This window comes from Variovorax sp. J22G73, from assembly GCF_030317035.1.
Lineage (GTDB): Bacteria > Pseudomonadota > Gammaproteobacteria > Burkholderiales > Burkholderiaceae_C > Variovorax.
On the sequence record NZ_JASZYK010000020.1, the window covers coordinates 1 to 26,980 of the forward strand.

Genomic DNA, 26,980 nt, shown 5'->3' on the forward strand with positions numbered 1-26,980 from the left:
GTCGGTCTGACGCGTTTGCCCAGCTTGACGTAGAGCTCAACCGCTCGAATCCGATCTTCGTAGGAATACACGAACTACCTCCTGGTAGTCCAAGTTTTCGTCCGCACCCCCTTACTGCGTTTAGAGGGTCAATTTTCGGTGGCAATCAACAGGCTGGGCTAGTAGTGCCGTGGGCCCTTTGCTGCTCCGGCTTGTAGCATCGCCTTGCAGCGTTTGCGAGAGTTGGGGAACCGAGCTGAATGCAATTCAATCGGTTGTCGCTGGAAAGCTTGCGCAAGTCATGCCGGAAGGTCAAACGATATGTACCGGTGCCGAGTCCTCAAGTTTGGCGTGAAGCGCGAGGAATTTGTGTAGCTTCAATGCATCTTGCAGTCAATCACACTGAAGGAGGGGGCGGTCGCTCGAATTCTGGCCTCGAAATGCCTAGCGTTGCGGCTTCTTGCTCCCACTCGCGCACTACATCCAGTACGTCCCACACAACGTGTCCGGCTTTTGCCTCGGTCAATCCATAGAACGCTGCGGTGGAAAGCACGGTGTCTAGGTTCGGCCGATTGTCCGAATCATCGAGGCTCAGGACATGAGACGCCTTGTCGATGTTCGGGTTTACATCGAAGGCGGGAGCCAACCGCCACGCATTCCTTTCGCGAAGGAAGCCGTGATTCCGCAGATGGTCGTCGCGATTGCCCAGCGCGACGTTGAAGACGACCCGACGAAACAGTTGCGTCAGGTCATCGCCGATGTGCTGACGACCCTGGGATTCGAGAAATTGGGCGAGCTCGAGGTAGCTTGCGCTCTCGCCCCGCTTCTTTTCCAGCAGCGTCATCGCTGATGCATACAGGCGCCGCGTCTCGCCCGTGCGGTCGAAGCGCTTAACGCAAAACGTGCGATGCACGCTGCCGAGCGGCAACAGCCTTGCCTGTGGAACGTCGATCCCTGCGCGCTCAGCGAGGCGGTGCGCCACGAACTCCCAGGCGCCGACGTCTCGCTTGTCAGTCAGCATGGGTAGCTTGGCAATCCAATGCTCTCCAAGTTCCTGATCCAAATAGCTGATCTTGGGCCGCGCGCCACCCAAAGACGCCCCCCTCAGGCGCATTGTCGTCAGCACATCTCGCGATGCAACGTTTCCGAGGGCCTCATGAAAATCGAAGTTTTGCGCGACACCTGCGAGGCTGTGCAAGTCGATGGGCGCTGACGTCGGAAGTGTGCCTTCGTTCAGATACTGCGCCTCACCAGGCGCGCGAAGCCGCAGTGCGCCTTGACGCGCCAAGTCCTGTACCGCGCACAGAAGATCCCAAGTCCGCAGCTCTCGCGTACTGCGCTGCTCGTCTCGCGCCTGACGCGCCTCCCATTGCGCCAGGATCGACTGTCCCCATCGGTCCGGACAGATGTCTCTCAGCGCCCCGAAGACTCCGCCTTCGCTCGGCGCGAAGAACACCTGCGTGCTCAGCGGCAGATCGGGCCCGAGGGCAAAGGCCTGTCGATCTGCGAGCCACGAATCCGTGTACTGAAAGCGGATGTGGCCATGATCTTTGGCAAGCATGCCCACCGCTTGCGGCGCACCGAGATCGCTGTCCAGCCAAACCTCCAGTTCGCCTGCGCCGAGGTCATTGGTTAGTTTCATGATCCAGCACCCCGTTCATCGACCGACAGAGCTGCGGCCACGTAACGGCCGCCACCGCACCGTGCCGCCGCGTTCAGAGGCAGCTCGATGCGAATATGGTCCGACCTCGATCAAGGTCCTTCGCTCGAAGGCTTGCAACCCTCCAATCGTCGTGACACCATGCGCCGAAAGGTCCGTCATGTCATCCGAGAACGCAACTTCCTCGCAAGCGTGCCAACAGCGCGAGCGCCGTGTGCTCGACATCGGACTTGTGTATGAGGCTGAACTCTGGGCCTTCAGGCGCGAATGACGGCGGAGGAATATCGAAAGTGTCCGATCGGGTCGCTGCACGCTCGAACACATGAGTTGGTTTTCGCGCGAGAAGGCGCAGCGCATGAGGCTCATCGACTGTCCGTATTGACGGGATAGCGAATCGACGGTGTCCGACCGGCGATCAAGGTCCGGACGGTACCTAAGTTTTTGCATCATCTTGCTCCTTCAGATTCTTAGGCCACAGCAGCTGGTGTCTGACCAAGGAGTTCTCGAACGCGTTGCACCGCTTCATGAGGTCGATGGTCGCGTCGAGGTCGTCGTAGTTGAACGCCGCGGTCCAACGCCGAATGTTCGCCATCGCGTCCAGGTACGGCTTGGTCCGCGCTGCGCGCGTCATCTCTCGCAGGCAGTCGAGGTATTCGTCGCGAAAGAGCGTCGGCACGATGATTCGCGCCTCACCCGCAGCACTCAGCTCCGAGTTCATGACCAGCCGCGCCAGACGTCCATTGCCGTCGTTGAATGGATGCACCTCTGACACGATGAACATCGCAAGCAGCGCGCGGGGCATGCCAGCGTCCACGTCGTGCAAGAGCAGCCCTGCCTCTCGCAGCGTGCCCAGGACCAGGCGGGGGTCGACAAACGTCGTATTGCCCGCCGCGCTGCGCGAAGACTTGAATTTGCCAGGCGATACCTCGGGCCGCGCCGCCATCATCAGTCCGTGGCGCTCTCGCAGGGCTTCCTCGAAGGCCTTGGCATCAGTGATCGCCCTCCCCCGCCACGGACCCTTGGCCTGATCGAAGACGCTTTTAATGTCGTGGGCATCCTGAGGCCAAGGCGCGCTGATCTTGCCTTCAAGGGCGATTGCGCGGGCCTCTTCGGTCTCGAACTCGATACCCTCTATGAAATTGCTGAAGTACGACTCGAGGAAGGCGAAGTTGGTGGCCGCAAACGGCGAGCTGGCGACATAAGCGATTTCCTGCAGCTCGCTCATCTTCAAGGCCTGGACCAGCGTGTGGAACAGGTCCATCCGCGCGGCGTCGTAGCCCCTCGCACGGCCGCTGCCGCTTGCGCTGGCCATCTTCTGATCGGGGAATGCACCGAGGATTGCGCCCATCAATCGATCGAGCTGCTGCAGATGCGAACGGGGTGCGTTCAATTGCGCGCCGACAGCCTTCACGCGCTCTCGCAGGTCGATGAAGGCCTGCTCTCCGCGGTAATGGCAAACAGAGATCAGTCGCTGCTCAAGCTCCTCGGCGCTGACCTTTCGGTCGTATCCCGGATCGTCGTCGCTCGGGGCCGGTGCCACGGCATCGAGCAGCATCCGGGCTGGGCTCGGGAAGTAGAGTTCGCGACCTTGCATCGGGGTATCACCCTCGACGGGCCCCGGGCCACTCGATAGCGCAACCCTCAGACCCGGGAGTTCCACCACGCGTGCTTGACTGCTGCCGGCGAGGTAAATCGTGCTGCCCACCATTCCATCGAACGCACTCCGGTAGGCGACGACGGTCTTGGGGAAAAGCGCCGCCAGGATTCGGATCTTCTCCCGCTGGAACAGCGCTGGCCAGTCGGCGGCAGGCAAAGGCGTGGCGATGCCGCTGTGCACTTGGTTCAACTCGCCGGAGGCGACCCGGCGCTGCACCACACGCTGCTCCGTGGGCGTGAGTTCTGCATCAAGAAAGAGGCGTTCGGCTTGTTGCTTCATCGCTACCTGCTCAGCCTTGGCTGCAATGACCGACTTGTCCTGCATGGACATTCGCAATCACGGTTTTGATGGCCGTCAGTGCTGAAGTCATGATGCGGCGTCGCGCGGCCGCTTGCCTCTGCCCCCAGATGGCCTCGGCGACGGTGCTGCAGCGCTGGTCGAAAGGGAACAGGCATCACGAGCCGCGCTCATGAACAGCGAAGGAGCGATAGGGCTTTCTCGCCACAATGACAAGAATCGAAAATGGCACGATCAGGGACCATGCGCATCCTCCTGTCGACGCGTTTTCGGTTTTCCATCGAAGGCTCGCCCGCGCTGCATCATTGCTCCGCAGCTTTGAAGCTTTCCCACAGGTGGTCACTCACGTCCTGCGCCCCGTCCAACCCGCTATGCAAGAGTCGCGCCTCGAAAAGTCGTCTGAGGCTTAGCCGCTCGGTCGGTGGGACGTCGAACGAGTAGACGCGTCCGGAGGAGGTGATCAATGCCCTCGCCTGCGCATTGAACGCAACGACCGGCGAGGTCAGACGAATCGCGTCGTCGTCCATGACTGCCACGATTCGCAGTTCACCCAACCACTCGAACACTCTCCAGGCGCGCGACGTAACGCTTGGCTGTTCATCCACCACCGGCGCAGGCCTCAGGTTGGTGAATTCAACGATGAGAAAGCGTTTGAACAAACGTCGATGACTCATGGGTTCGACTGGTTTTTTGTTTTTTGCAAAGCGAGCCGAGGTGAACCCGCAGCAAGCAGGTCATCCATTCGAGACAGGCTCCAAACTGTCCTTGGCGGCACCCACAACAGCATCCGGTCTGAGCGCCAGCACCTCTCTTGGGCTCGGCCCGCCCAGATAGGAGTTCTTTGACTCAAACCATCCCGCCACATACCATCCGAAATAGCCATCGAAGATCTGAAGAATCTCTGCGACACCGGGCAATGGTTGCCACTGCGCGTCGAACAGGTACACCGGGACCAAGAGCACCCCTTCATGCTCGATGCTCAAGATTTGCCCGCTGCGCAGCCATTGCTCCGGCACCTCGTGAGGAGTTTCTGACTGGGGGTCGAGTCTGCGTCCCAACTCAGCGACAGGAATCCACTCTGTCCCGCCGAGGACTGCATCGACGAGCCGTTGATGGGCCACCTTCTCGGTTCGGCTTGCGATAGATTCTGGAGGATTCATGGTTCAAGTTGGTAGTGAGGTTGGAAAGCCCGGCCTTGAGGTACTAACGTACACAGGCGGGTTCGAGGACTAAGAGTCAAGCGTCTTCTTGTCGGCCAGCAGCATTGCGTCCACCGACTCGTCGGCCATTGCTTCGCCACGATGCCGAGCCGGTTCGAACGCCAGGGGCATCCCATCGAGAACTGACAATGTCTGGGCTTCCGGAACGACTTGCTCAGATTGGTCCGACGCTCTGGAGCCAGCGCCCAGCGCACGCCGAACGGCTTCGAAGTGCGCCTCCGTCAGGCCAACGCCGACCTCACACAGCACCACAGCCCCGCATCTGTCAAAACGGGATCGTGCCAATCCCGTGCCGGACAGCGTGTCGTCCAGGATGACGAACGGCTCGCCGTTGTGGTGTGCAGACATCCAGGCTTCGATTGCCTCCAGTCGAGACCTGCCTCTGTTCTGGGGTGCCTCCCACGCCGTTGGATGCAGTGCAGCTGCGACCTTGGCCAACCCGGTTCTCATAAATAACTCTTCAAAACCTCGGCGATCCAAGAACCTCAGCCAACTGGTGGTCAGGACCACCGCCGGCTGGTACGCGTCGATGACACGCAGCAGTGTTTTGACCGCAGGTGCATGAAAGAGCGTCTCCCAGAGACCGTCGGGCACGCCTCCTGCGAGCACGTCATAACCGCCGTATGGATCGTTGAGGCAGAGGACATCGTCCAGGTCAAGAAAGAGGATGGGTCGCATGACTGGAAATTGCGCAAGTTGAAAGCACGGTCATCCGCGGCGAGCTGGCGGGGCGACAGAGCCCGCATGCTGGATCTCAACTACGAAAGCGGGATTGAAGTCTCCGTTCTCGAAGTTTCCGTTCCAGTCGACATAGCCTCGCGGGTTGCACACCACCCGGCAGCTGTCGACCTGGTAGTCAAAGCTCGTATGCGTGTGGCCGTGGACCCAAAGCGCCGGCACGTCGAAGAACTCATCTCTGAGTTCGGTCACATAGGCCGCGGACGTCCATTCCTCGGCGTACTTCGGCGCCAGTGAGTTGCGGTGCGGCGCATGGTGAGTTACAACGACCGTGGGGCCACCGAAGTGCTCAGAAAGCTTCCTGCGCAGCCAAGAACGATGCCGCCGATGAATGAGCAAGGTGTCGATGGGCTGGATTCGCCGGCTGGTGAACGTGCTCGTTCCGGGCTGCGCGGCAACACGGATGGCGGTGTAGTCGACCACATAGCGCTGACTCTCGGCCATGGCACGAAATCGATCTGACAAAAGTCTCGGCGCGCCGCCCGGGAAGCCAGGATCGACGATATGCAGGCCGAAGTCGGTCCACAGCGTGCACCCCAGAAACCGAACACCGCCGATGACCGTCTCGTCGCAGTCCAAGAAGTGGATGTCGTGCTCTTTTGCCTTGTCGCGCATCCTCGTCTGTTCCGACCCGAGGACGGCTTCGTAGTACTCGTGGTTGCCGGCGACTTGCACGATGGGTTGGTCGCCGAAACCCATCGACCCGCGAAGCAAGGCTGCAGCGGCGCTACCTGGCTCCAGGATGTCGCCTGCCAAAACGACGACGTCATACTCTAAGTTTTCGGGAACCTGGAACGTGTTGAACTCAGCATGGAGGTCAGAAAGGATCAGCAGCTTCATCGCACGCTCGCCCGATCGGTTGGGATGTCGACGACAAACGCGGGGTTGAAATCGTCGTTCTCAGGCACTCGCTTGCTCATGCCGAGCATGTAGCCACGGGGGTTGCAGACGACGCGGCAGTGCCCGATCCTGTAATCGAAACTCGTATGTGTGTGGCCATGCACCCACAGCACGGGGACCTTGAAGAACTCCTCGGGCAGCTCGCTCGCAAACGCTCCCGACACCCAATCCGTTGCGTAGATGGGGGCCAGAGAATTGCGGTGCGGAGCATGGTGCGTCACCACGACCGTTGGCCCGGCAAATGGCTCTTCGAGCTTTGCGGCAAGCCATGCGCGGTGAACCTGGTGCAGAGCCAGCGTGTCCGCCGGCGTCAGCAGCCGCTTCGACGGCCGCTCGCTGCCTCTTGCTCCAGCCGGTGCTCGATCCTCGTGCACCCTAATGGCGCGGTAGTCCGTAAGAACCCGCTTCGACTCGGACACCGACCGTGGAACATCTGACCGAGCGCCGTCTTTGGTGTCGATGCGCAGGGCGAAATCCGTCCAGAAGGTGCAACCCAGGAAGCGCACTCCGTCAAGCACCACCTCGCCGCAGTTCAATGCGTGGACGTTGGTGCCCTGCACGGCCATCTGAAGGTTGGCCAGGCCGCTGGACAGCACGTCGGCATAAAACTCGTGGTTGCCCGGCACATAGATGACCGGCCGGGTGACGCCGAAGTTGGCAGTACGACGCGCCCAGTGGACCGCTTTGATCGCCGGAACAGCTACGTCTCCCGCCAGCACAACAGCATCGAACTGGACCTCGGGCACCGCGAAGGTTCCGAATTCGAGATGCAAGTCTGACAAGACCAAAAGCTTCATGGCCCACTGCTTTCAGACGCAGCGGAGCTGTTGGTGTCAACTGCAATGCCAAGCGCACGCATCAGACTTCTTTCATGATGCTGCAGCACTCGCTCGTCGATGTTCCCCAAGTGTTTCTTGTAGATGGCCGCGATCGCGCGACCGTCCAGCCTCGTCGCCTCTGTGTGCTGACGTGCAAGGTCTTCCAGTAAGGGGTACGTGCTCAGACGATGCAGAGCACGGAGGGCATCAGTCATGAAGACTGCCTCCCCGCGGCCTCGGGACTGTGTTTTTTGGCGCTGATGTGTTGGCAAGAGTTCTCCCTTCGAGCAGCGGCAAGCACATCGCAGGCAAGCGAAGTTGTCTATGGCGTCTCTCTCACACGTACGCTTCATGCCAAACCTCGAGTTCTGTCATCTACCCACAGGCCTTGTGGGCTTGGGTACCGATTGGAGATTGCTTCAGTCATCGGCATTCATCGCTGCTTCCAAAAAATCCAGGACAAGTTAAGCAACGAGACCTTTTGACGAAAGCGCACGTGAGTCCCGCGAGTTTCCGAGCTTTCAAAGAACAGGAAGCTCAGGCCGTATCCACTGAATGCGCCTTTCCAGCGCCTCGCTGAGAAACTCTAGGTCCTCATTGTCAATCGAGCCGTCTTCCGCTTGGAGAACAACACGCCAGGGATTTGCCCCAGTTGCCCCAGATGGCTTGCAAAGCCACGCCTGCTGCACGCTCTCAGGATTCCAACCCCACTCATCTTGCCCAACCCTACGCGCGATAGTGATGTCCATTACCTCGTGGCTCTCGTCTACAAGAAGCTCGTGGAGCATGCCTCGATCCAACATCAGATAGGTTCTCTCAACATCAGTACCTCGATCTCTTGTCTGGACTATGGCGATTCCAAAATCACGAGGTAGCTCAATCATTCTTACGTTGAACTCCCCATCTTCCGAGAGTCCGTGAAATCTCATCTTGGCCAGCACAAATCCGGGCTGATATTTTTGAGTAATCATCTTCTGTTAATCAGGATGGCGACGGTACTGCTCAGGTCGAGAGTTTCGGAACGCTGTCGGTGCAGTCGTGACATGTCACGCGTCTTCCAAACATACGTCGAGTTGCGCCAGCAGTGAGCAAAGCGTGACGAGCGATTCTTCAGCTGCTTCCAGCTTCTGCTCGACAAGACCGTTCCTCAGCCGCTCTAGTTCGCCGCGGATCGCACTGAACAGGTTCTCGATGCGTTTATTCGCGTCACTCGCCGCCGGAAATGCAGGCACGCTACGGCGATACAGCTCAAATTCTCGTTCTGTGTCTTCGACCTGAATGCCAAGTTCGTAGGCATACCACTTTGGAGAAAGAAAGTCCTGGCGGGCAAGCGCTTTCCCGATGTCCTGTCGCTTGTTCTGCAGGCTCCGGATAAATGCTCGCATCACTGGGTCTCCTGCTCTCTGTTGAAAGCCGGTGGCCAAGCAAAAAACGACCCCATGTCGACGCCGAATGCCGCAAACGGTGACGACGCGCCCATCAATCCGTCGCGCACATAGTCGATGTCTTCGTGATGATGCCCATGCACGAGAAGCTTGGCGCCGAGCGCGACCGCCAAGTCATCAAGCACCTGGAATCCGCGTGGATGCGCAGAAGGGGCCTCGTGCGTCACGAGGATGTCTGCTTGCATGGAAGACAGCGCTTCGACCTCCTCAGGAAAGATGCTTGAGAAGTGCTTTCGCGCATAGCCGCCGCGCCACTGATCCACAGCGCCGGCTTTGCCTCGACGCGCGTGCGCGAGCAATGCCTCGCGCGAAATAAAACGCGCTCGGGACGTCGGATGGGCCGGATCCCAGATTTTTTTCCTGAAGACACCTCCTAGTCCAGCAATCCTGTAGCCTGCGATCGTCTCGACACGGCCATGCAGATTTCGGTCACCGAGCTTCGATCCAAACAGGTGATCGAAGTCTTGGTCGCTGTCGGTGTCATGGTTGCCGTGGATGAACCACACCTGCGTCTGGTCGAGAATGGAAGATAACTCGACGTGCAGTGGTTGGCGTGGCTGCAGGTCGCCCAGCAGCACGATGGCCACAGGCAGAAAACGTTTTACCGTCTCAACAACGGACAAGAACTCGCCATGCGGGTCACCACAGAAAATGAGGCCTTCCCTGTAGCCGCTCGGGGAATTTCCCTGATGCTCTGGATTTCGGCGTTCGTCAGAAGACTTCCCCATCGCCGCGGGCGAAGAGGTGTAAAAGTGAGAGCGAAAGGTCATAGCGTCAAGGGTTTCAGCGGCCGTTGCGTTGGTTGAAAAAGCAACCCTCTAGCTGTGAAGCGAGTGGACGAGCCTTTCGGCCGGATAACTCCAGGCTGCCCCGATGATTCGCTCGAGTGCCACCCGTTGGGCTGGTCCCATTCGCTCTCGAGATTCGACTGCAACTTGTCGTCGAAGAGATTTCGCGCTTCCGTCTGTCCAAAGGACGTGGCAACAAAACGGCTTGCGACTGGACGCAAGCGAACCGTGCATCGATCTTGAGGGATGACGATGCGTGCCGAACGTCCAACCAAGGCTTCTGCTTCTTTGCAATCCGATTTCAGAAACATGAACGATCTTGCTCACTACAGAAGGGACAGGTCACGAAAAACTCTTGATCTTCGGCAAGAGACGATCGGATCGACCGCAAATGGGTTGCGCTCTCGACGAACAGCGGGAAGCCGCCTTCACGGACATCTACAACCGCGCGGAGAACGAAGCTTAATTCGATTTTCGCATACAATTCGCCGGGGTTCAACAGCCGATGTGAAAGCAGTTGAACCACGCCACGAATGAGGATTGGCAGTTTCGGGATGGTGGGCGCGGCCAAGCTGGTAGCTACGAGTGAAGTGCGCGAATTTTCGGATCCGGTGAGCATGAATTTCATGCGATAGGCCGCGGCGCGCCAACGCGTTGTTCTCTAGATCCAGTCTTGAATTCGCTAGTCCTCCCACGGGTCGCGGATTGCGCGGGCAACTCGTCGCTCGGCAGGCGATGGAGGCAGGCGCCGCCCACGCCGACTCAGGCAGCGATTCGAGCGCCTGTGACGACGTGACTCTTCGTGGCAGGCCGAAGTGTGTTTCCCGCACCTACCGACCTCACGCTGGTGTTGGCGAAGTACGGCCTGCACACGTCATCTATCTGGTCAGGTGGCACGCGCGAGCGAGGAAATTCCATTCACTCGCTGGCGCAGCGCGTGACCGGCCGGCGTGGACCGAGCAGCATCATCTGGCCCTCCAATCGCATTTTCAGGCTGCGTCCGCCCTGGCAACTAGCGCGATGCTTAGACATCGCGCAATGGTGCGCATGCGACTTGTGGAAACGACAAAGCGTCGCCGACGCTACGGGCATGTCGCGATCTCGATCACGAGCCGGGGATATGCGCGTTGCCAGCTCAGTTGCGTGTCGCCCCGTAGCCTCGCGGATTCCACACCACGCGGCAGCGGCGCACGTTGTATTCGAAGCACTCGTGGGTGTGGCCGTGAATCCACGGTACCGGCACATCGAAGAGAGCGTCTGGCAGTTCGTTCACGAAGGCGCAAGAAGTCCAGTCATCGGCAAAGCGCGCAGCGAGTGAGCGTCGATGTGGTGCATGGTGAGTGACGACCACGGTAGGGCCGCTGAACGGCTGGCGCAGCCTGTCGAGCAACCAGGCGCACTGGAAACGATGGATGGCGCAGGTGTCCTCAGCCGTGAGAACGCGCACCGGCGGGTTACGCCTGGCTTTTCAGGCGACCTCCAAATCCGTGATTAGGATCATCGCGTAGTCGACTAACAGTCTGGTGGTTGTCTTTTTGTGCGCCGCTGGATCGCTGCGCCGGCCCTGCGGAGTATCGAGTGCCAAGGCGAAACCGGTCCGCAGGGTGGCTCCGAGGAACCGCACCCCGCCAATCAGCGCCTCGCCTGCATCCAGCAGATGCACACGCCCGTCGCTGGTTGCGGCGCGCATCGTCCGGAACCGTGTCCATAGGGCCACGATAGAACTCATGGTTGCTCGGCACATTAACGACGAGTTCGTCGCCGAAGCGCGCGCCCGCCCACTCGACTGCGCGTTGAGCGGGTGAATGAACGTCTCCGGCAAGCACGGCAACATCGAACTCGACGTCGCGTGGCGGCTCGAATGCAGCGCATTCGAGGTGCAGATCCGAGGCGATGAGGATTTTCATATGCGTGCGCTCGCGCGCCGAGCAAGAACCGCATGGCGCATTGTTTCGGTCACCGCCTGGCCCATGCGCACGACCGTTGCGCAACGTTTGCCGTCTCGTCTTCTCGTCAGATCTGCTGATCGACCGCGACGAACGATGCGATCAGCCGCTCCGGCGGATCGAACAGCAACAAGTTCTTCATCTGGCGATGGCGCCGCGAGAGCATGCGCCACGGCTTTCCGTGCAGCAGTTCGGTGGCGCGTACCACCCTGTGCGCACGCACATCAAACAATGACTGATTGCGTTGCGCGAAGCCGAACAGCGGCGTCTCCAGGTCGTTTGGCCATGTGTGGGTATACGGGCCTTCCACACCTTTGAGCGACATCGCCTGCTCGAACTCTCCGCAACCGCCGTAGCCGTAGTGCATGGCAAATTCCGCAGCCCTGGAAGCCGAGACCTCATTGACTAGTGCACGGCCCTCACGGCCTTGGTGAACGCGGCGCTGCTACGCGGCCTAAACGTCCCGGGATCCAACGATGGCCCGGCCGCGACATGGACGGGCCGCATCGCCGGAGGCGCAGCCAAACACACAAGCGCGCCTGGATCGACGTCAGAAGGTCGTGAGGCTCCGAGAGAAGACGTGCGTGCTCCAGCGTCGTCCAGAACTGGTGCAGGTCCTCCAAAGCGCCACGCAGCACGTCCAGCCACATGCGGGCCTCGCCCACATCATCCCCTTCTTGTTACGCCCTTCTCTGTTCGCAAAGAGCCGCTCGACAAGGCCCCCCATGGCCCATCGAGTTCTGTCGAGCGTGCGCGAGCCGCGAGGAGGTCCTGGCGTACCAGGGCGGCTTCCACGTCGAGTGAGATTTCTTGAAGTACTGCAATCCGTCACTGGTGGTGAGCCCCTCTTGAAGACGATGGATGCGAGCGATCCTTACCCTGAGCAACCAGCGGCTGCCCATGGCGCCGCGATTGCAAGGCTGTGCACCCGCAGCCGTTCGCTGGCGGCATTGGCGCTGCGTACGCGCTGTGGCTCTGGATCCCCGCGGCGCGGGCTCGAAACTCGCTCGCCAGGCCATCTGCGCCTTTCCAGTGTGCGCGTGCACGAATTGCGCGCAAGGTTGCCCCGAGCTGCTGCGCGTGCCTGCGCACCCGGTCAGCCCCGCCAAGCGACGTGCCATCGCGTGAAGTGCAAAGTCATCGCCAGTGCGACGCTGGCGAAGATGCAACGGATCCGGTGCTGCAGATAGACTGCGAGGCCTTTTTGGCTTTTTGCCACAAAGTCGTGGACTGCCGTCATGCCCGCTAACAAACGTTCTGCCGAATGAAGCGTCATTCGAGCGGCAAGGGGTTACCAGCATGAATTCGGTTTTCGCATAATTTTTGCTCGCCCGCAAGGTTCGGCCACTGAAACAAGTGGCTCCATGCAAAAGAACTCACCCCATCGCCGCGAAAACAGGATCCTCGCGGCCATCCTCAAGGAACTGCGCCTCAATGTCGGCCTCAACCAGATCGATCTCGCGGCTCGGGCGCAAATGCGCCAAAGCGACGTCTCGAAGATCGAGACCGGCGTGCGCCAGATCGACTACCTCGAGCTGCGCCAATGGCTGGCTGCCACCGATTTCGACGTCGCGAGCTTCGAGGCCGAGTTTGCATCCCGAGTCGAGCGCATGGGACTCACCCACCCCCCCAAAGCCAAGTAGCGCTTCGTCTGGCACGCCACCCGACAGGTGACGTCAGGTCGCGTCACGCCGCTTCCCGTGCGCGCGCTGCGAGGGATGCCGTGCACCCTTGCGAGCCAGCCGGCGCGCACCGCCACGAGCGCAGTTGCGCAGGGTGCCGCCCTCTCCCGCCACAGCATTGCCCTTCGGAACCGGCGTCACCTCGATGCCCTTGATAAGATCTTCGCCGCGTCGATGATCAAGTTCTCTTGGGCAGCGCGGGCGATGACGCCGCTTGCGACACTTCCAAGGCATCGGCCCAGGCGCAAAGGATCGGGCGGAGGCGCTCGATGGCCACGCCGCGGTTGTAGGTCTCGATCAGCGAAGAACCCACCGTGTGGTCCAGGACGAGTTCAATGTCATCGCGGTCGAACTCACGGTGCCCCTGCGCTGTCGTTTGGGCATCGGCCCACGTCGAAAACGCGCTGCGCCAGCTGTGAGGGCTGTGCAGCCCGGCCAGGCCCAGGCCTTCGCGAAAGTGCCATTACATGGTCTCGGCGGTGATGTGGGTCGCCTAGTTGTAAGGGCCGAAGAAGACGTAGTCGCTTTGCCGCTCGAGCTTGTGCAGCATCGCCGCCAATTGCGGGGCCAGGGGAACGTCATGGAAGGCGCGCCAGCCCCGGTCACTGGCCTAGGGTCGGCGACCATCGGCTTCATCATGTCGCGCGGGAAGGGCACGACCGCGTTCTCCAGGTACATACGCCCACTTCAGCGCGACCGCGTTGGATACTCGCAAGCCGGTATGGGCGAGAACGACATGGCACAACCACACTTAGAAGCATGCCGGCGAGTCGTCGCGCACGATGATGGCCAGGCGCACAATTTCAAGGATGGCGGGTAGGTCCTCTTGCCCATTTTGCTATCCAGACGGTACTTGCGGATACGGGAATTGGGCCGTAACGAGGTCAGCGGCGTGGCATCGATGCAACCGATCTCGATTGCATGATTCGCCGTGGCCCGCACCAGGGACAGCACCTTGTACGCAATCGAGACGAAGTCCTGCGCGCACCGCTCGATCGACCCCATGGCGACGGGCACGCTGGTAGTGCACATGGGCGTCTTCCACAACAGGTGCGGCTTAAGGTGGTTGTCCAAGTGCCCGCGAACCTCTTTGGAGTACTTCGGATCCCAGAACTTGGAGTCGGTATTCAACCGCCAATACAGGTCGGCGATCGTGCCGAACATGGCGCGTTCGTCGATCCGAGCGCCCAGGAGGTGCACCTTGCGGAAGGTTGTGGGGCTGAAGGCCTCGTTCGCAGGGGCAAAAACACCCGGGGTCCCCCTGTTTTCAGACCGAAAAAGCCTGGCGGCCCACCAGCGAAAAATCAGAACCGTGAACCGGTCCTTCAGGGGGAAGATGGTGGAGCTGGAGGCATGCGAACTGTCCATGAGTGTTTGCGGCAGCGCGGCTCCAAAAATGAACTGGAAGGTGAGGGAGACTCCCAAAAGTTCTCCGCTTCCGCTCAGATGCTGGCGCTCAACAGCTTCACTCAGAATCCCATATCCACTCCGGTTTTGCCCCAAAACTTCTCCACAAAGTCCCATATCCACTCCGGAAACTCCCAAAACTTCTCCGGAAACTCCCAAAACCTCTCCGGAAACGCATCTAAGTCATTGATTCATATTGGTTTTTTCGCCCCTAAAGGTATTAAAGAGATAAAAGAGATTAAAACTTCCTAAAGCGAGCGCGGGAAAGCGGAGAACTTTTGGGAGTCGTGGACCATGAATCTCAGGCGAAAAGTCACCCTGTTTGGGCAAATTTCACCCGAAGCCCCCAAGAGGCATCAAACCACGTAGCTTCGAGGCCAGCGCGCAACGCGCCGTGACTCGTTCTCCCACAACGGGTGTGGGAAATTGCTCCGTGATCGCCCAATCCAGAAAACCGTATGAGAGAACAGGGGCGCGAGGCGATATGCGTGCGAGTGGCTAACGCGCGCGGCGTGAATGTCCGACAGGTCCACACAGCAGGAGGGCCGAACATGACAGTTCGACATTGGCTTACCTAGAACTCCCATGCGTAAACCGCGTCGCCGACCTGCAAGCTCCCGCCCGATCCCGCCTCGCGGCTTGCTTTACGCACAGGCCGAACCGGTGCGGAGCGAGTCAGGGTCGCTTTGAGGGGCTTTGGGCGGATTGCGGGGCAGGTGGTGAAGCCGGCAAACTGGAGGCACCGCGCATGGAGGCTCCCAGAAAATCCATGAGTGTCACTTCCAGTTCCTCGCGGTTGCCTGGGCCTGCACTGCCTTCAGACAATCGAGCGAAACGGCTTCGCGGGCCTTGTCTATGACCGACTTGAACACGGTCGTTCATGAAGTTGTAGCGCCAGTAAAGCGTCTGCACCGGTGTATCGGAACTGAGCCAGCAACTCGCCATGCATCTGCTCGTTAGGAGCGAGATTGGTCGCCAAGAACACGTGCAGGATCTGCTCGACGCTCGCGGGCAGGTCTGCGCGCGTCGCCTGAGTGCGCACGGCCTCAAGCGCTGCAGTGCGCGACGCGCTCACCCTTTCAGCGAGCTTGGAAGACGGCCTTAACGAGGATGTTTTTCGAGCCGAAGTGGTAGTTCACCGACGCGACGTTGACGCCCGCGAGCATCGTGACGTCGCGCAAGGACGCCTTCTCGATGCCATGACTTGCAAGCAGAGTCTCAGCGGCCCGCAGATTTTCCCGGCGGACTGGGCGTGCCCAAGGCGGAACGGCAGCGCAGGCTTGGCTCAGCGGTTTCATCGAGGAGATGAAGGCCTCGGACTTCGTGGCGCAGGCGCTGGCGCGACACGCAATCGAGGGCGCGGCCGTGGCTCCCGCAAGCCGCTAAAGCTATCCATCCGCCAGCCTCTCCCATGAGAGAACAGGGAGCAGACTCAGGGTCGAATTGGTCGAGGGCTTCCCCCAACGCATGCTGCATCGGCAGCGGTCTCACGATTTACACCCCGCACGTCCTGACAGAGCAAGGCTGGCACCTTCTCCTCACCACTTCACCCGTACACCCATCGCCGCATTAATCGAACTGCCTACGCGCGTGGCGCCGCCCGATGCCCACAGCTTGCCAAGCTCCCCGTAGATACTGGTACGCTCGCTTAATGCCAGCGTGAAGCCCGCGGCCAGTTCGGTGCTGGTGCCGCCGATGGCCGTACCGATCGGGGTGATGGCCGCCGGGTTCACGAAGCGGGACACATCGTTGCCTCTCGAACTTCGGTACACGTTCACGCGGCCGTAGGGCTGCAGCGTGCCGATGCCGGTGGCGAAGCTGCCCTTCACACGCACGCCCGCTCGGCCGATCCAGCCGCTGTCGGCGTCCTGCTGCACGAGGGCGCCGGCGATCTGTGCATCGTCGAGCCGCTGGCGGCGATGAATAAGCTGCAGCTGCGGCTCGATCGACCAGCCGCTGCTTCCCAGGGCAAAGGCTTTGCCCACCTCGAGCGAGGCCAGCAGGCTGTTCCCCTTGCCGGAGACGCCGACACTCAACTGCGGCTGCAAGGTGTAGCGGTGGCGCCCTGCCTGAAGCACCATGTCGGCGTAGAAACCGTCTTCGCTCGTGTAGGTGCCGTACAGGCCCAGGTATTGACTGCGCAGGTTGTTACGCCCGGCGGCGGTGTCGAGCAGCCCGCTGGCGAATCCACTCACGCTGGTATCGCCCTCGAGTTGACCGACATAGATGCCAGCGCGCCAGTCGGGCGTGGCCAGCAGGTCCGTGCCCGCCTGCAGGCCCGTCACGCGACCTTCGCTTCGGGGCGACACGGTGCCGCCTTGGCGGATGTTCATGTCCGTGGAAATCAACCGCCCCCAGGCACGGCGATTGCCGCCTTCCGCACTCGGCGAGACACCTGCGCTGCCGCGCACATCGTCGTCGCCGATGCGCTGTCGCAGGTTGCCCAGCATGCCCAGATCGCTCTGGCGCAGTTGGCTCGGCAGTGCCGCGAACAGCGATGCCTCCGCGCGATAGGCCGGCAGCGGCACGCCAAACGCTCCAGACCCGCTCGGTGGGGCGTCGGCACGCAGGTACCAGTCTTCGCCGCGTCCGCCCGCGTCGCCCGCATACAGCCGGTACTCGAACGCGCCGGCATCGACGTGTCCACCCGACAGCACGAAGGCGTCCTTGGTGGTCTGGGCAGTGGTGGTAGCCCCGTTGCGCGCGCTGATCAGTTCGATGCCCGCGCCGATGGTGGGCGCGCCCAGGCCGCCCAGATTGGACACCTGCACCGTGGTGCGTCCGCTGACCGAGGCAGCGGGGCCGTCGAGCACCAGGCGGTCGGCGATACCAGGGTTGTCCAGCTTGGCGCCCAGGCGCAGCACACCGTCGTTGCCGACGTAAGGGCCGCTCAGCGTGAGCGTCGTGCCGGGAGCGCTGCCCAGCAGAGAGACGGTGCCCGCATTCGACAGGCCCGCCATCCGCTGGCTGAAGCCCACAAGGTCGAGCGTGGCGCCGCCCGTGACCACGCCAGCCGAGGCCGCGCTGAAGGCGTCGGCGGCGCCGGCTTTCAGCGCGCCCATTGCCACGCGCGTTTCGCCGCTGTGGGTCGCGGAACCGGCGAGCGTGAGCGTGCCCGTCCCCGTCTTCACCAACGACCCGCCTGCGCCGCTGATCGCGCCCGAGAGCACCGCGTCGCCGTTCAGTCCGCCGAGCGTGAGCGCCTTGGCGCCAAGCACGATGTCGCCCGCGCCGCGCAATGAACCAATGGCCACGCCAGTGGCGGCCTGATCGATGCGCAGCTGCGCGCCGGTCTGTATGGTGACACTGGCCTTGTCCGCGCTGGCCTTGTCGGCAAAAGCGATCACGCTGCGCGCGCCGTTGACGATGCTGGCAGTGCCCGCGCTGGCGCTGTCCTGGAAGCGAACGCTGCCGCCCCTGTTGTCAATGGCAGCGCCAGCGGCAGTGCTGGTGCCGGCGAACTGCAAGCTGCCTCCCGCGCTGGCCGGCCCAGCGCCAGGACTTGCCAGCGTGTACACCAGGGTGCCCGCGTTGGCCGCACCGCCGAACTGCAGCCCTGCATCAGCCGCCACGCTCACCGGGCCACTGCCCAACGCGCCGGTGACGCTGGTGGCCAGCACGCCGGCATCGACCAGTGTGCCGCCCGAGTAGCTGTTCACGCCACTGAGCTCCAACGTACCCGTGCCTATTTTGCGCACCCGGCCAGTGCCGCTCAGCGTGCCGGCATACGTGCCGGCGGCCTTGTCCTGATCGAAGGCCACCTCAGCGTTGTTCACGATGTCGCCTTGCAGGCTGGTTGCGCTGCCTTGCAGTACGCCGCCCTTCACGGTGGTGCCGCCGCTGTAGGTGTTAGCGCCGCCAAGGATCAGCCTGCCCGCGTCTTCCTTGGACAGCCCACCGGTGCCTGCGAGTGCTACGTTCAGCGAGGCGGTCATGCCCGCGCCCCCCGCAGTCCCATCGCCCACGCGCACCACCGTGCTGGCGCCGTTCATGGTGATGCCGTCGCCCTGCACCACGTAGCCATCGACCGCAAACTGCGCGCCTGCGATGCGGACCGCGCCGCCGGCACCGTCCACGGTGACGGTCCCGCCCTTTCCGGCGAACACCGCGAACTGGTCCTGCGCCCAATTGGCATTGAGCTTGCCATCTGCGTCGGTCCAGCCGTCCAGCGAAGGCTGCGGATTGCCTGCGCGCCACGTGCCGCTGCCGCCCGCGACCTGACCATCGTTGTACTTGCTGCTGTCGCCACCGTCCCAGAAGTTGAGCGACAGACCTGCCCGGTTGACCAGGTTGACCTGATTGGCCACCGATGTCTGCACCTGCAAATCGGCCAGCTTGGTGCCGGCCGGCACGCCGCCGACGTCCAATCCGTTGTTGGTCAACGAGCCGCCGTAGCTCATGAGGCGGTACAGCCCGGGCCCAAAGCTGCCGCCGGCCGACTGCGCGACGTTGAGGGTGCCATCGAGTTGCAGATTGCCGGCTACATCGATCAGGTCGTTCAGCGCGCCGCCGGGCACACCCGCTTGGCCGAGCTCGTAGTTCAACGCGGCGCCCGCGGCAAGCGTGAGCGCGCCCAGCGTCAAGGTCCCGGGGCTGTTGCCCGCGGCCAGAACGCCGCCCTTGGCGATGGTGACCGCACCCGAGACGGTGCCGCTGCCTGCCAGCGTGGCTCCGCTCTGCACCAGAACAGCACCGCTGCCGGTAGCGCTGCCACTTATGTTGTTCACGCTCAGCGTCCCCGCGTTGACAGTGGTGCCTCCTGTGTAGCTGCTGGCGCCAGTGAGCGTGAGTTTGCCTGCGCCTACCTTCACGATCGAGCCGCCCGCGCCCCCGATGGAGCCCGAGAGCGTGTCGTTGTTGCCGAGGCCGCCGAGCGTGAGCGCCTTGGCCCCGAGCAGCACATCGCCCGCGCCTTCGAGTGAGCCGATACTCAGGCCGGCTGTGCCCAGGTCGACGATGCGCAGCCGCGCGCCCGCGTTGTTCACTACCGTGGCCTGGTCGGCGCTCGCTCGGTCGTAGAAGTCGATAAGGCCGCCGCTCTCATTGACGAAGCGCGCCTGCCCGGCACTCGCGTCGTTCATCAGGTTGATCTGGCCCTTGGCATGGTTGGTAATCTGCGCTTGGCCTGCCGATGCATCGAACAGAAAGTTGGTAAGGCCGCCGCGGTTGTCGATCACAGTGTTGCCTGCACTCGACTTGTCACGAAACTCCACTGTCGCGCCGTCGTTGGTTGTGACGTTCGCGCTTCCCGCGGAACTCGCGTCGCGGAATGCGACGAAACCGCCGTTATCGGTCGGTGCACTGCCGCGCGCAGCCACGTTGATGGACAGCTTGCCTGCGTCGGCCGCGTCGGCGAAGGCAAGCGACGCGTTGTCGGCAACAGACACGGGCCCAGCGCCGAGCGCCCCGCTCACCATCGCCTCGAGTGAGCCCGCAGCGACCTCGGTGCCACCCGCGTAGCTATTGGCTGCACCCAGCTGCAATGTGCCCGCGCCAGCCTTGCGAAGGCTGCCGGAGCCGCTGAGCGTGCCGGTCAACGCCACGGTGCGTGCCGCATCGATGTCGAAGCCGCCGCCGGCTTTGCCAAGCGTGATGCTGCGCGCACTGGCAGTCTCGCCCGTTACGCGCAGTGTGCCGCCGTCGAGCAACAGCGTGCCGCTTGCCCCGCCCAGGTTGCTGTCTGCGGCGATCTGCAGCACGCCCCCGGTCACGCTGGTTCCACCGCTGTAGGTATTGGCGGCGCCGAGCACCAACGTGCCGGCGTCTTCTTTCGCCAGACCGCCCGTTCCCGTGAGCGCGGCGTCGATGGTTGCAGTCATGCCCGCGCCAGCGGCCGTGCCGTCGCCCACGCGGACCACCGTGCTTGCGTTGCCGAGCTCGATGGCATCGCCACGCACCAGGTAGCCGCCAGTGGCGAACTGCGCGCCTGCGATGCGCACAGTACCGCCGCCGCCATCCACCGTCACCGTGCCGGTGTTGCCACCGAACACTGCGAACTGGTCTTGGGCCCAGTTGGCGTTGAGCTTGCCATCCACGTCACTCCAGCCGTCCAGCGAAGGCTGTGGATTGCCCACACGCCAGGTGCCGCTGCCGCCCGCCACGTTGCCGTCGTTGTACTTGCTGCTGTCGCCGCCGTCCCAGAAGTTGAGCGACAGGCCTGCGCGGTTGACCAGGTTGATCTGTTGGGCCACCGAGGTCTGCAGCTGCAGGTCGGCCGCTGCGCCGGGCGCAGTGCCGATGTCGAGGCCGTTATCCGTCAGCGTACCGGTGTAGCCGATGAGGCGGTACAGCCCCGGGCCGAAGGTACCGCCCGCCGACTGCGCGATATTGAGCGTGCCGTCCAGCTGCAGGTTGCCGTTCACGTTGACGAGGTCATTCAGCGCGCCGCCCACAGTGCCGGCCTGGCCGAGTTCGTAATTCATCACCGCGCCTGCGGCCAGGCTCAGGCCGCCGAGCGTCAGCGTGCCGGGGCTGTTGCCCACCGCAAGGATGCCGCCCTTGGCGATGTTCACCGCGCCCGCGATGGCGCCGCTGCCGGCCAGCGTGGCGCCGGCCAGCACCTGCACGGCGCCGGTGCCGGTCGCGCTGCCACTCGCGTTGTTCACGCTCAGCGTGCCGGCCGCCACCGTGGTGCCGCCCGTGTAGCTGTTGGCCCCGGCGAGCGTGAGCGTGCCGCTGCCCACCTTCACGAGCGAGCCGCCGGTGCCGGTGCCCGGCTGCACGAAGACGCTGCCCTTGTCGCTCACGGTGCCCGAGAGCATGTCGTTGGTGTTCAGCCCACCCAGAGTGAGCCGCGTGGCGCCGAGCACCACCGCGCCCGCGCCCGACAGCGACCCCACTGCAGTGCCGCCGACCGCTGTGGCGCCCGACACGTCCAGCGTGCCGCCCGCCGCGTTGGCGAGTGACGCCTGCGCGCCCGTCGCACTGTCGGCAAAGCGCACCAGGCCGCCTGCCTGGTTGACGATGGTGGCGCTGCCCGCAGACGCGGCCAGGCCGAAGGCCAGCAGGCCCGTGCCGGCGTTGGTGATCGTTGCGGTGCCCGCGCTCGCGTTGTCGAACACATTGATCGCGCCGCCCTGGTTGACAATGGTGGCCGCACCCGCGCTGGCGTTGTCGCCGAACTGCAGCGCGTTCGAACCTGTCGTCGACCAACCCGTGCCATTGACAGTGAGGGTCGCGTTGCCAGCCGTGGCGTCCTGCGAGAACGACAGCGTGTTGCTGCTGTCCGCGCTGGCCGCGCGACCCACGGTGTAGGCGTTGTTGCCCGCGCTCGCCGTGCCGAGCAGAGACAAGACCGTGGCGTTGCCTTGCTGCTGCACCGCGCCTGTGCCCAGCACGCCGCTCACGGTGGTCGTGATGCTCGCGCCGTCTTTGAGAATGGTGCCGCCGCTGTAACTGTTCGCTGAGACCAGGCCCAGCGTGCCGCCCTTGCCAGTGACAGTCAGCAGGCCATCGCCGGTGATCGGACCGCCCACGCCATACTGGCTGTTCGACAGGTCGACGGTGCCGCCGCCCGCCCCGAGCGCAAGCGCACGCGAGCTGGCGAATGGTGCGGAGCCTGGTGCGATGCGTAACGTACCGCCGTTCAGCGCCAGGCCCGTGCCGAGCGCGCCCAGGTTGCTGTCCGTGGAGATCTGCAGCACGCCACCCTTGACGGTGGTGCCTCCCGTGTACGAGTTCGCCGAACCCAGCACCAGCGTGCCCCCGTCGTCCTTCACCAGGCCGCCAGCGCCGGCCAACGGCGCGTTCAGGGTTGCGGTCATGCCGGCGCTGGCGGCGGTGCCGTCGCCCACGCGCACCACCGTGCTCGCCGCGGCGAGGGTCAACGCGTCGCCCTCGACCGTGTAGCCGTCGACCGCGAACTGCGCGCCGCCGATTCGCACCGTGCCGGCTGTGCCGGTTTTATCCACCGTGACGGTGCCAGGGGTACCGCTGAAGATCGCGAAGCCGTCCTGCTTCCAGGTGCCGTTGGCCACCCCGCCCACATCGGTCCAGTTGTCGCCGGGGCTGCCTGCGCGCCAGGTGCCTGAGCCGCCGGCGATCTTGCCGTCGTTGAAATTGGCGCTGCTGGCGCCATCCCACAAGTTGAGCGCAACGCCATCGGAGTTCACCAGATTGACCTGGTGGGCGACGGAGGTCTGCACCTGCAGGTTCTTCGCATCCGTCGGCGCTATGCCGATGTCCAGGCCGTTGTCGGTCAGCGTCCCGGTGTAGTTGATGAGCCGATACAGACCCGCGCCGAATTTGCCGCCCGTCGTCTGCGCCACGTTCAAGGTGCCGTCCAGCTGCAGGTTGCCGTTGACGTTGATCAGGTCGTTCAGCGTGCCGCCCGCCACGCCGGCCTGGCCCAGGTCGTAGTTCAGCACGGAGCCATTGGCCAAGCTGAGGTTGCCGGTGGTGAGCGTGCCGACGCCGCCAGCCACGCCAGCGTTGCCCGCAGACACGACGCCACCCTTGGCCAGCGTGACATCGCCGGCAATGGTGCCGGTGCCCGTCAGAGTCGCGCCGCTTTGCACTTGTACCGCGCCGGTGCCTGTCGCGCTGCCAACGGCGTTGTTCACCGCAAGCGTGCCGCTCGCCACCGTGGTGCCGCCCGTGTAGGTGTTCGCACCGCCCAGGGTCAGTGTGCCGCTACCCACCTTGACAATCGATCCGCCGACACCCGCACCGGGCTGGGGAAAAAGGCTGCCGGTATCGGAGACGGTGCCGGAGATCAGGTCGTTGGTGTTCAGGCCGCCCAGCGTGAGCTGTGTGGCGCCGAGCAGTACGGCGCCGTCTCCCGAGAGCGAGCCGATTGCAAGGCCCGTCGGCGAGATGATGCCGCTGACATCGACTGTGGCACCCGCGCCATTGCTGACCGACGCAGTGGCCGCGTCAGCGCCGCCTGAGAAATACAGCAGCCCGTCAAGGTTGCCGATCTTCGCTGTGCCAGCGGAAGAATTGCCGGCGAATGCCACCGCACCGTTGCCGACGTTGGTGATCGCCGAGGCGCCCGCGCTCGACTGGTCGTTGAAAAGAACGCCCCCGCCCTGCACGTCGATGGTCGCGCTGCCGGCGTTGCTGGCGTTGGCGAACAGCGCGGTATTGCCGATGAGACTCTGGTAGCCCTGGCCATTGGAGGTGATCCTGGCCGTGCCCGCCGAAGCCGACTGCGTGAACACCAGCGTGTTGTTGGCGTCGGCGGTGCCGGCGCGCCCCAGGATGAAGTTGTTGGAGCCGGCGCTGGCGGTGCCGTCGAACACCACCCGCGTGTTCTGGGTCTGCAGGTGCACGTCGCCACTGCCAAACGCACCGTCCACGTGGGCAACGACCACTCCGCCGTCCTGCACCGTCGTGCCGCCGCCGTAAGTGTTCGCGGCATTCAGCGTCATCGAGCCCAGGGCACCTTTGACCGAGAGGCCGCCGACGCCGCCGATGGAGCCGTTCGCATCGAACTGCGAATTCGCCACATCCACAGTGCCACCGCCCGCACCCAGCGTGATGGCGCGGGCAGAGCTTACCGTCGGCGCGCCGACCGCCACGCGCAGCGTGCCGCCGTCGAGCGACAGGCTTGTGCCTGCGGCGCCCAGGTTGTTGTCAGCCGAGATCTGCAGCGTGCCGCCCTTGACAGTGGTGCCGCCCGTGTAGCTGTTGGCTCCGCCCAGCACCAGAGTGCCACTGTCGTCTTTCACGAGCCCGCCCGTGCCGCCAATGGCCGCATTGATGCTGGCAGTCATGCCGGCGCTTGCAGCAGTGCCGTCGCCCACACGAACTACCGTCGCGGGTGCGTTGATCGTCAATGCATCGCCACCCAGGCTATAGCCGTCGACCGCGAACTGCGCACCACCGATGCGCACCGCACCATCGGTGCCCTTGTTGTCCACAGTGACAGCGCCAGCCGCGCCGCCGAAGACCGCGAAGCCGTTCTGCACCCAGCCCGCGTTCGCCACACCGTTGATGTCGGTCCAGTTGTCGCCGGGGCTGCCCGCGCGCCAGATACCGTTGCCGCCGGCAATCTTGCCGTCGTTGAAGTTGGCCGGATCGCCGCCGTCCCACATGTTCAGCGCGAAGCCGCCGGTGTTGACCAGGTTGATCTGGTTGGCGATGCCCGTCTGCAGCGCCAGGTATCCCGGCGGCGTTGGCGCGCTTCCGATGCTCATCGCGTTGGCCGTGAGCGCACCCGTGTAGTTAATGAGCCGGTAGATGCCCGCGCCGAAGTTGCCGCCAGCCGACTGGCTCACGTTGAGCGTGCCGCGCAGCGACAGGTCGCCGTTGACGTTGAGCAGGTCGTTGAGCGACCCGCCCGCCACGCCGGCCTGTCCAAGCTCCATGTCGAGCGATGAACCTGCCGCCAGCGTCAGCGCGCCGGTATTCATGGTACCTGTGCCGCTGCCCACCGACAGGCTCCCGCCCGCAGCCACGCTCACGGGCCCCGCGATCGAGCCGGTGCCCACCAGTGTAGCCCCGCCGTCCACCGTCACGGCGCCCTGCCCTGTGGCACTGCCGGCGACATTGGCGATGCGCAACGTGCCTTGCGCGACGTGGGTGCCGCCCGCGTAGATGTTGCCCCGATTGATCACGAGCTCGTCGGCGCCCACTTTGACCAAGCCACCATCGCCCGACACCTCACCAGTGATGGCAATCCCCGCGTTGCCGCCGACCGTGAGGGTGCCTGCATTGCCGATGACGAACGCGTTGGCCAGCGAGCGTGTCGCGGCGTTCGTGAGCGTGGTGGCGCCTTCGACGGACACGACGCCCTGGCCCAGCGCGCCGTTGGTGCCGAGCGCGACCGTGTTGTTCGCCAACCGCGTGCCTCCGCTGTAATTGTTGTTGCCCAGCAGCGAAACGGTGCCGGCGATATTGCGCAGATCCAGCGTGCCTGTTCCCGAGACCAGGCCATTGAACGTGACCGAACCGGGCACCGACACGGACAATTGGCCGGCGGGCGCGAAGAGGTTCACGCTGCCCAGCGTCAGCGCAGTCGGGCTTGTCAGCGTGACCGGTCCGCCGATGCCCAATGAAGCGTCGCCGAGCGCCTGCTGGTTCGCCAGCTGCAGCGTGCCCGCATAGGCCAGGATGCTGCCGGCAAAGCCGCCGTTATTGCCACTGAGCGCCAACACGCCGCTACCCCTGTGGATCAGGGCGCCCGCGCCGCCGATGTCGCTGGCGATGGTCGCGTCGAGGTTGTCGCGCATGTCCAGCGAGGAACCGCCAGCCAGCGAGACCGTGCTACCCGCTGCCCCATCGAGGTGGCCGATGATCGGGGCCGCGCCTGCGGTCGTGTAGAGCATCGTGCCGGCAGTCAAGCTCACGGCCGTGCCACCATCGAACGAACCCCCAGCAGCGAAGCCCAGCGAACCTGCGTTCACAAACGCGCCGGCGGGCGCGAAGCTGCGGTCCAGCAACCAATCGCCAAGTTCTTCCTTGAAGAGAGTTCCACCGAAGTCGGTGCCGCCGGTGACGGCTTGCGAATAGAGTTGCGTGCCGCTGCCCGCCAGCGTGAGTGTTGAGCCGGGGGCGCCGCCCACGGACAGACCGCCCTGGATCTGGCCGCCCGTACGAAGCGTGATACGGTTCTCAACGTTGGTGGTCAGCAACACATTGCCCTGGATCAGGCCTGCGTTGTCGAGCGTGATCTTGGTGTCCTGCGCGTAGATGCTGTACGCGCCTCTGATCGTCGAACCCGCGGTATTGGTGATGCTCGCGCTGGAGCTCGAGAATCCAAGACCGAAATAGCCAGTGCCGTCAATGACGCTGTTGCCCGTGTTCAGGATCGTGCCGCCAGCGTAGATCAAAGCGCCGCCAAAGCCCTGGATGAGGCCGCCCTGGGAGTTCACCAGGTTGATGGCTCCATTGGTCGACTGGATTCCGCGCTCGTCGGCAATGATCGTGCCGCCAATGTTGTTCACAACCAGCCCGGCGCCGCCGACGATGCCGGACTTGCCGCTGATCGCGCCATAGTTGTTGACGGTGACGTCCGCGCCGACGTAAATGCCCCATGTGCCATCGCCGAGCGTAGCAATGCTGCCGTGGTTGTTGATGGTCCCGCCATTGGCCACCCCTTGATAGCCCCCGTTGACACCAGTGCAATCGAGCGTCGTACCGGTCAACACGCATGCGGCCCAGGCGGGCAATGTCATCGCGAAGCCGCTTGCGGCGATCAACGGACCTGCAAAGCGCAGAGCGCGACCGGCGCGCACACCGGTGCAGCGTTTGCCCCGCGCGCGAGTGGCCTCGGAGACAGCCACCCATGCGCCAATGGCTGCGTTCCAGATCGTCTTGTAAGCGGTATTCATTGAAATTTCTCCCTGGGCGGCGTACACACAAAGCGTGTCGTATTCGATTCGAATTCTGTGGCGATTCGATTTCTCGATCCGATTAAAAATGGGTAATTTAGACGGACGGCATTCGGACGGATCGCGCTAACAACATTCCAAAGACAACGAATCTTCGTGTTTGATTGA

At 63.2% G+C, this 26,980-nt stretch carries 19 protein-coding genes; 1 reads left to right on the top strand and 18 read right to left on the bottom strand.

What is annotated here, in order from left to right:
- Window positions 1-376: 376 nt before the first annotated feature.
- The 14 genes from QTI51_RS36675 to QTI51_RS36740 all read right to left on the bottom strand — a co-directional run bounded on the left by QTI51_RS36675 (window position 377) and on the right by QTI51_RS36740 (window position 11,815).
- Window positions 377-1,621, bottom strand: coding sequence for a type II toxin-antitoxin system HipA family toxin (locus QTI51_RS36675; RefSeq protein ID WP_286518223.1), 1,245 nt, complete (start codon window positions 1,619-1,621; stop codon window positions 377-379).
- A 451-nt stretch (window positions 1,622-2,072) separates the two neighbouring features.
- Window positions 2,073-3,626 (bottom strand): Fic family protein, encoded by a 1,554-nt coding sequence (locus QTI51_RS36680; protein WP_286518222.1) that lies wholly within the window; start codon window positions 3,624-3,626, stop codon window positions 2,073-2,075.
- Between the two features lie 269 nt (window positions 3,627-3,895).
- Window positions 3,896-4,267, bottom strand: a complete 372-nt coding sequence (locus QTI51_RS36685) for a hypothetical protein (protein WP_286518220.1) — start codon at window positions 4,265-4,267, stop codon at window positions 3,896-3,898.
- Between the two features lie 60 nt (window positions 4,268-4,327).
- Window positions 4,328-4,753 carry a hypothetical protein gene (locus tag QTI51_RS36690; protein ID WP_286518218.1) on the bottom strand — a complete coding sequence of 142 codons (426 nt, stop codon included), beginning with the start codon at window positions 4,751-4,753 and terminating at the stop codon, window positions 4,328-4,330.
- A gap of 69 nt (window positions 4,754-4,822) precedes the next feature.
- A complete protein-coding gene (locus QTI51_RS36695; RefSeq protein ID WP_286518217.1) occupies window positions 4,823-5,491 on the bottom strand; it encodes an HAD domain-containing protein in 669 nt (222 codons plus the stop codon).
- Window positions 5,492-5,521: 30 nt separating this feature from the next.
- Window positions 5,522-6,391, bottom strand: a complete 870-nt coding sequence (locus tag QTI51_RS36700) for a metallophosphoesterase (protein ID WP_286518215.1) — start codon at window positions 6,389-6,391, stop codon at window positions 5,522-5,524.
- Window positions 6,388-7,248 carry a metallophosphoesterase gene (locus QTI51_RS36705; protein ID WP_286518213.1) on the bottom strand — a complete coding sequence of 287 codons (861 nt, stop codon included), beginning with the start codon at window positions 7,246-7,248 and terminating at the stop codon, window positions 6,388-6,390. Before QTI51_RS36705 ends, QTI51_RS36700 begins: the two co-directional genes overlap by 4 nt.
- The gene (locus QTI51_RS36710; RefSeq protein WP_286518212.1) at window positions 7,245-7,484 is read right to left on the bottom strand and encodes a hypothetical protein; all 240 of its coding nucleotides are present in this window, start codon (window positions 7,482-7,484) and stop codon (window positions 7,245-7,247) included. The genes QTI51_RS36705 and QTI51_RS36710 overlap by 4 nt, the downstream gene beginning before the upstream one ends.
- Window positions 7,485-7,790: 306 nt before the next feature.
- Window positions 7,791-8,240 carry a hypothetical protein gene (locus QTI51_RS36715; protein ID WP_286518211.1) on the bottom strand — a complete coding sequence of 150 codons (450 nt, stop codon included), beginning with the start codon at window positions 8,238-8,240 and terminating at the stop codon, window positions 7,791-7,793.
- A gap of 75 nt (window positions 8,241-8,315) precedes the next feature.
- Window positions 8,316-8,654, bottom strand: a complete 339-nt coding sequence (locus QTI51_RS36720; RefSeq protein ID WP_286518209.1) for a hypothetical protein — start codon at window positions 8,652-8,654, stop codon at window positions 8,316-8,318.
- A complete protein-coding gene (locus QTI51_RS36725) occupies window positions 8,654-9,484 on the bottom strand; it encodes a metallophosphoesterase family protein (RefSeq protein WP_286518207.1) in 831 nt (276 codons plus the stop codon). The genes QTI51_RS36720 and QTI51_RS36725 overlap by 1 nt, the downstream gene beginning before the upstream one ends.
- Window positions 9,485-9,803: 319 nt before the next feature.
- A complete protein-coding gene (locus tag QTI51_RS36730; RefSeq protein WP_286518206.1) occupies window positions 9,804-10,130 on the bottom strand; it encodes a hypothetical protein in 327 nt (108 codons plus the stop codon).
- Window positions 10,131-10,970: 840 nt separating this feature from the next.
- Complete coding sequence (locus QTI51_RS36735) at window positions 10,971-11,192, bottom strand: hypothetical protein (protein ID WP_286518205.1); 222 nt, start codon at window positions 11,190-11,192, stop codon at window positions 10,971-10,973.
- Between the two features lie 323 nt (window positions 11,193-11,515).
- A complete protein-coding gene (locus QTI51_RS36740; protein ID WP_286518202.1) occupies window positions 11,516-11,815 on the bottom strand; it encodes a hypothetical protein in 300 nt (99 codons plus the stop codon).
- 997 nt (window positions 11,816-12,812) lie between these two features.
- On the opposite strand from QTI51_RS36740, the gene QTI51_RS36745 reads away from it, so the two are divergent.
- Window positions 12,813-13,091: a helix-turn-helix domain-containing protein gene (locus tag QTI51_RS36745; RefSeq protein WP_286518201.1), complete on the top strand. Its 279-nt coding sequence runs from the start codon at window positions 12,813-12,815 to the stop codon at window positions 13,089-13,091.
- 217 nt (window positions 13,092-13,308) lie between these two features.
- On the opposite strand, the gene QTI51_RS36750 is transcribed toward QTI51_RS36745, so the two are convergent.
- From QTI51_RS36750 to QTI51_RS36770, 4 genes are all read right to left on the bottom strand, one after another.
- A complete protein-coding gene (locus QTI51_RS36750) occupies window positions 13,309-13,443 on the bottom strand; it encodes a hypothetical protein (RefSeq protein WP_286518199.1) in 135 nt (44 codons plus the stop codon).
- 374 nt (window positions 13,444-13,817) lie between these two features.
- On the bottom strand, window positions 13,818-14,555 hold the full coding sequence (locus QTI51_RS36755) for a hypothetical protein (RefSeq protein WP_286518198.1): 738 nt from the start codon (window positions 14,553-14,555) through the stop codon (window positions 13,818-13,820).
- 1,061 nt (window positions 14,556-15,616) lie between these two features.
- Window positions 15,617-15,835, bottom strand: a complete 219-nt coding sequence (locus tag QTI51_RS36760) for a TetR/AcrR family transcriptional regulator (RefSeq protein ID WP_503011585.1) — start codon at window positions 15,833-15,835, stop codon at window positions 15,617-15,619.
- A 240-nt stretch (window positions 15,836-16,075) separates the two neighbouring features.
- The gene (locus tag QTI51_RS36770) at window positions 16,076-26,812 is read right to left on the bottom strand and encodes an autotransporter-associated beta strand repeat-containing protein (RefSeq protein WP_286518197.1); all 10,737 of its coding nucleotides are present in this window, start codon (window positions 26,810-26,812) and stop codon (window positions 16,076-16,078) included.
- Window positions 26,813-26,980: the final 168 nt, after the last annotated feature.